The sequence below is a fragment of the Ruegeria sp. C2 genome (genome assembly GCF_056537765.1).
Genome location: NZ_JBQFRZ010000021.1, coordinates 1 through 4,438 on the forward strand (window position 1 = coordinate 1; position 4,438 = coordinate 4,438).

Annotated in this window: 3 protein-coding genes; all 3 read right to left on the reverse strand. The window is 61.9% G+C overall.

Annotated elements, in window-relative coordinates:
• The coding region (gene gcvP, locus ACR0IV_RS21715) for an aminomethyl-transferring glycine dehydrogenase (protein WP_480661150.1) at window positions 1–2,849 on the reverse strand (2,849 nt) is incomplete at its 3' end.
• A 111-nt stretch (window positions 2,850–2,960) separates the two neighbouring features.
• Entirely contained in the window at window positions 2,961–3,326 is a 366-nt protein-coding gene (gene gcvH / locus ACR0IV_RS21720) for a glycine cleavage system protein GcvH (RefSeq protein ID WP_480471648.1), read from the reverse strand.
• A gap of 17 nt (window positions 3,327–3,343) precedes the next feature.
• Entirely contained in the window at window positions 3,344–4,438 is a 1,095-nt protein-coding gene (gene gcvT / locus ACR0IV_RS21725; protein WP_480661148.1) for a glycine cleavage system aminomethyltransferase GcvT, read from the reverse strand.

Sequence of the window (4,438 nt, forward strand, 5' to 3'; positions counted from 1 at the left end):
GCGGCGTCTTCGTATTCGGTCATTGGCGGGCATGTGCAGATGAGGTTTCTGTCGCCATATGCGTTGTCGACGCGGTTGACGGGGGACCAGTATTTGTCGACGCCCATCGAGCCTGGAGGGAAGCAGGCCTGTTCGCGGGTGTAAGGGCGGTCCCAGTTGCCGACCAGATCGCGCACCGTGTGGGGGGCGTTTTTCAGCGGGTTGTTTTCCGCGTCGATCTTGCCGTCGATGATGTCCTGCGCTTCCGCCCGGATCGAGATCATGGCGTCGCAGAAGCGGTCCAGCTCATCCTTGGGTTCCGATTCCGTGGGCTCCACCATCAGCGTGCCGGCCACGGGCCAGGACATGGTCGGGGCATGGAAGCCTGAATCGACCAGACGTTTGGCCACATCGTCGACGGTGACATGCGCCGCCTCGTCCAGGGGACGGGTGTCGAGGATGCATTCATGCGCTACACGACCCGTTTCCGAAGTATACAGGATCGGATAGGCATCCTGCAGACGCGCGGCGATGTAGTTGGCGTTCAGGATCGCCACTTTGGTGGCCTGCGTCAGACCCGCACCGCCCATCAGCAGAACATAGGCCCAGCTGACCGGCAGAATGGACGGAGACCCAAAAGGCGCTGCCGAGACCGGACCCACGGCGGTGCCGTATTCCGGGTGACCGGGCAGATGCTCGGTCAGGTGTGCCTTGACGCCGATTGGACCCATGCCGGGGCCGCCACCGCCATGCGGGATGCAGAAGGTCTTGTGCAGGTTCAGGTGGCTGACGTCACCACCCACATCGCCCGGACGCGCCAGGCCAACCATGGCGTTCATGTTGGCGCCGTCGATATAGACCTGACCGCCGTGGTCATGGGTGATCTGGCAGACCTCCTGCACGGTGGTCTCGAACACGCCATGGGTGGACGGATAGGTGATCATGCAGGCGGCCAGATGGTCCGAGTGCTTTTCCGCCTTGGCGCGGAAGTCGGCCAGATCAATGTTGCCCTTGTCATCCGCCTGCACCGGTACAACCTGCCAGCCCACCATCTGGGCCGAGGCCGGGTTGGTGCCATGGGCCGAGGTCGGGATCAGGCAGACATTGCGCTGACCCTCGCCACGAGCGAAGTGATAGTTGCGGATGGTCAAGAGGCCCGCATATTCACCCTGCGCGCCCGAGTTGGGCTGCTGCGAGATCGCGTCATAACCGGTGATCTGGCACAGCTTGTCGTTCAGATCAGCGATCATCTCGTGATAGCCCTGCGCCTGATCTTCCGGGCAGAACGGGTGCAGATTGCCAAACTCGGGCCAGGTGACCGGGATCATCTCGATCGTGGCGTTCAGCTTCATGGTGCAGGAGCCGAGTGGGATCATCGCCCGGTCCAGCGCCAGGTCGCGGTCGGCCAGACGGCGCATGTAGCGCGTGATCTCGGCCTCGGCCCGGTTCTTGTGGAAGATCTCGTGGGTCAGGTACGGGCTTTCGCGCAGCGCATAATCCGGCAGGCGGTATTGCTTATTCGAGCTGTCATCCTTGCGGTCGATGCCAAAGGCCCCCCAGACCGCCTCGATGGTCTCGGGCCGGGTCTGTTCGTCCAGGCTGATGCCCACCTTCGTGTCACCCACTTTACGCAGGTTCACACCGCGCGCCACAGCCGCCTCCATCACGACGTTCTGCAGATGGCCAACCTCGACCGTGATGGTGTCGAAGAACACCTCGGGTTCAACCGAGAAGCCCGCCTCTTCCAGACCGGCAGCCATGCGTGAGGTCTTGCGGTGCACCGATTGCGCGATGGCCTTGATGCCATCGGGGCCATGATAGACCGCATACATCGAGGCAATCACCGCCAACAGCGCCTGCGCGGTACAGACGTTCGAGTTCGCCTTCTCGCGGCGGATATGCTGCTCGCGGGTCTGCAGCGCCAGGCGGTAGGCCTTGTTGCCGCGGCTGTCGATGCTGACACCGATGATCCGGCCCGGCATCGAGCGTTTCAGCTTGTCGGTGGTCGCCATATACGCGGCGTGCGGCCCGCCATAGCCCATCGGCACGCCAAAGCGCTGGGTCGAGCCGATGGCAATATCCGCGCCCATCTCGCCGGGCGACTTCAGCAGTGCCAGCGACAGAATGTCGGCGGCGACAATTGCGATAGCCTTGTGTTCATGCAGAGCGGCGATTTCTTTGGTGAAGTCGCGCACATGGCCGTGCGTGCCCGGATACTGGAAGATCGCGCCAAAGACGGCGCCTGCATCCAGCGTATCCGGATCGGCAACCTGAACCTCGATGCCCAGAGGCTCGGCGCGGGTCTTGATCACCGCGATGGTCTGCGGGTGGCAGTTCTTGTCAACAAAGAAGGCTGCGTTGTTGGCTTTCGAACGCCCGCCGCGCTTGGCCATCGCCATCGCTTCGGCGGCAGCGGTGGCTTCGTCCAGCAGCGAGGCGTTGGCCACGTCCAGCCCGGTCAGGTCGCTGACCATGGTCTGGAAGTTCAACAGCGCCTCAAGTCGGCCCTGGCTGATCTCGGGTTGATAAGGCGTGTAGGCCGTGTACCAGGCCGGGTTTTCCAGGATGTTGCGCAGGATCGGCGCCGGGGTGGTGGTGCCATAATATCCCTGACCGATCAGCGAGGTCAGAACCTTGTTCTTGCTCGCCACCTCTTTCATGTGGAACAGCGCGTCGCGTTCCGTCATCGCCGGGCCCCAGTCCAGCGGTTCTTTCTGCCGGATCGCGGGCGGGACGGTGGCGTCGATCAGCTCGTCCAGTGTCTTGAAGCCGATCACCTTGAGCATGTCGCGCATCTCGGTCGGGCTGGGCCCGATATGGCGGCGGTTGGCGAAGTCATAGGCTTCGTAATCGGTCAGTTTGAAGGCCATGTGTGCGCTCCTCAAGGATAGGTCAGACCCGGCGGAGACTGCGGGAGCCTCCGGCGGAGATATTTTTAGCCAGATGAAGGGCGGATCCGTGACTGGACCCGCCATTTGGGTTTATCCGATGAAGGCCTTGTAGCCAGCTTCGTCCATCAAATCTTCGAGCTGCGACGCGTCTGTGATCTTGATCTTGTAGATCCAGGCCTCGCCCTCGGGGTCCTCGTTCAGCGCGCCCGGGGTGTCGGCCAGCGCCTCGTTCACCTCGACGATCTCACCATCGACCGGGGCATAGAGCTCGGATGCCGCCTTGACGGATTCAATCACGCCGATCTCACCATCTTTCTCGAACTCGTCGCCAACTTCCTGCTGCTCGACGAAGACCACATCGCCCAGCTGTTCCGCCGCATGTTTGGTGATGCCCAAAGTGGCCGTGTCACCGTCAACGGTCAGCCATTCGTGCTCTTCGGAATAATAGGTTGCCATATGTCTCTCTCCTGACTTCAACGCTTGTAATTCTGGGTGACGAAGGGCAGCGCAACGATCTCGGCCGGTTGCGGCTTGCCCCGGATGATCAGGTTCACCGCCTCACCCGGCTCGCCATGGCCTTTGCTCACATAACCCATCGCCACCGGTCCGCCCACCGTGGGGCCAAACACGCCCGAGGTGATCTGGCCAATGGTATTGCCCTCGGCGCACTGGATCTCAACGCCCTGACGCGCCGGTGCGCGGCCTGTCGGTTTGATACCGACCAGCTTTTTGGCGGGGCCTTCGGCCAGCTCCTTCTGCACCCGGTCGGCCCCCGGAAAGCCCCCCTCTTCCTTGCGGCGCTTTTGCATCGCCCAGCCGAGGCTCGCCTCGACCGGCGAGGTGCTCTGATCGATGTCATTGCCATAGAGGCACAGACCCGCCTCCAGTCGCAGGCTGTCGCGCGCGCCCAGACCCGCCGCTTCGCAATCCTCATGCGCCAGGAACGCCTTGCTGATCTCGATGGCCTTGTCCTCGGGGATCGAGATCTCATAGCCATCCTCACCGGTGTAGCCCAGCCGCGAGATGCGGCATTCGACACCCAGGATATCCGCCACGGTGGTTTCCATGAACTTCAGATCCCGCGCCGCAGGGCACAGCTCACCCACAACGTTTTCCGCCGCAGGACCCTGAACCGCCACCAGCGCACGATCGAAGATCTCGGTCACTTCGACGCCGTCCAGATTGGCCTGCATATGCGGAATGTCCTGATGCCGCAGCGCCGCGTTCACCACCACAAAGTAGTGATCTCCCGCGTTCGACACGATCAAATCGTCCATGATCCCGCCGTCTTCGTTCGTAAAGAACCCGTACCGCGCCTTGCCTTCCTTCAGCGTCGCATAGGCCTGCGGGCACAAAGCTTCCAGCTTCTCACCCACATTCTCGCCCCGCAGAATAACCTGACCCATATGGCTCACATCAAACAACGCCGCCTTCTCACGACACTGCTTATGCTCACCCATTATCCCCAATGGATACTGAACAGGCATCTCCCAACCAGCAAAATCAACCAACTTACCCCCCAACTCAACATGCAACGAGTACAAAGGAGTGCGCTTTAATTCGGTCAT

Excerpts from the sequence above, each read along its gene's own strand:
- gcvH (WP_480471648.1), bottom strand. The coding sequence starts at position 3,326 with ATGGCAACCTATTATTCCGAAGAGCACGAATGGCTGACCGTTGACGGT.
- gcvT (WP_480661148.1), bottom strand. The coding sequence starts at position 4,438 with ATGACCGAATTAAAGCGCACTCCTTTGTACTCGTTGCATGTTGAGTTG.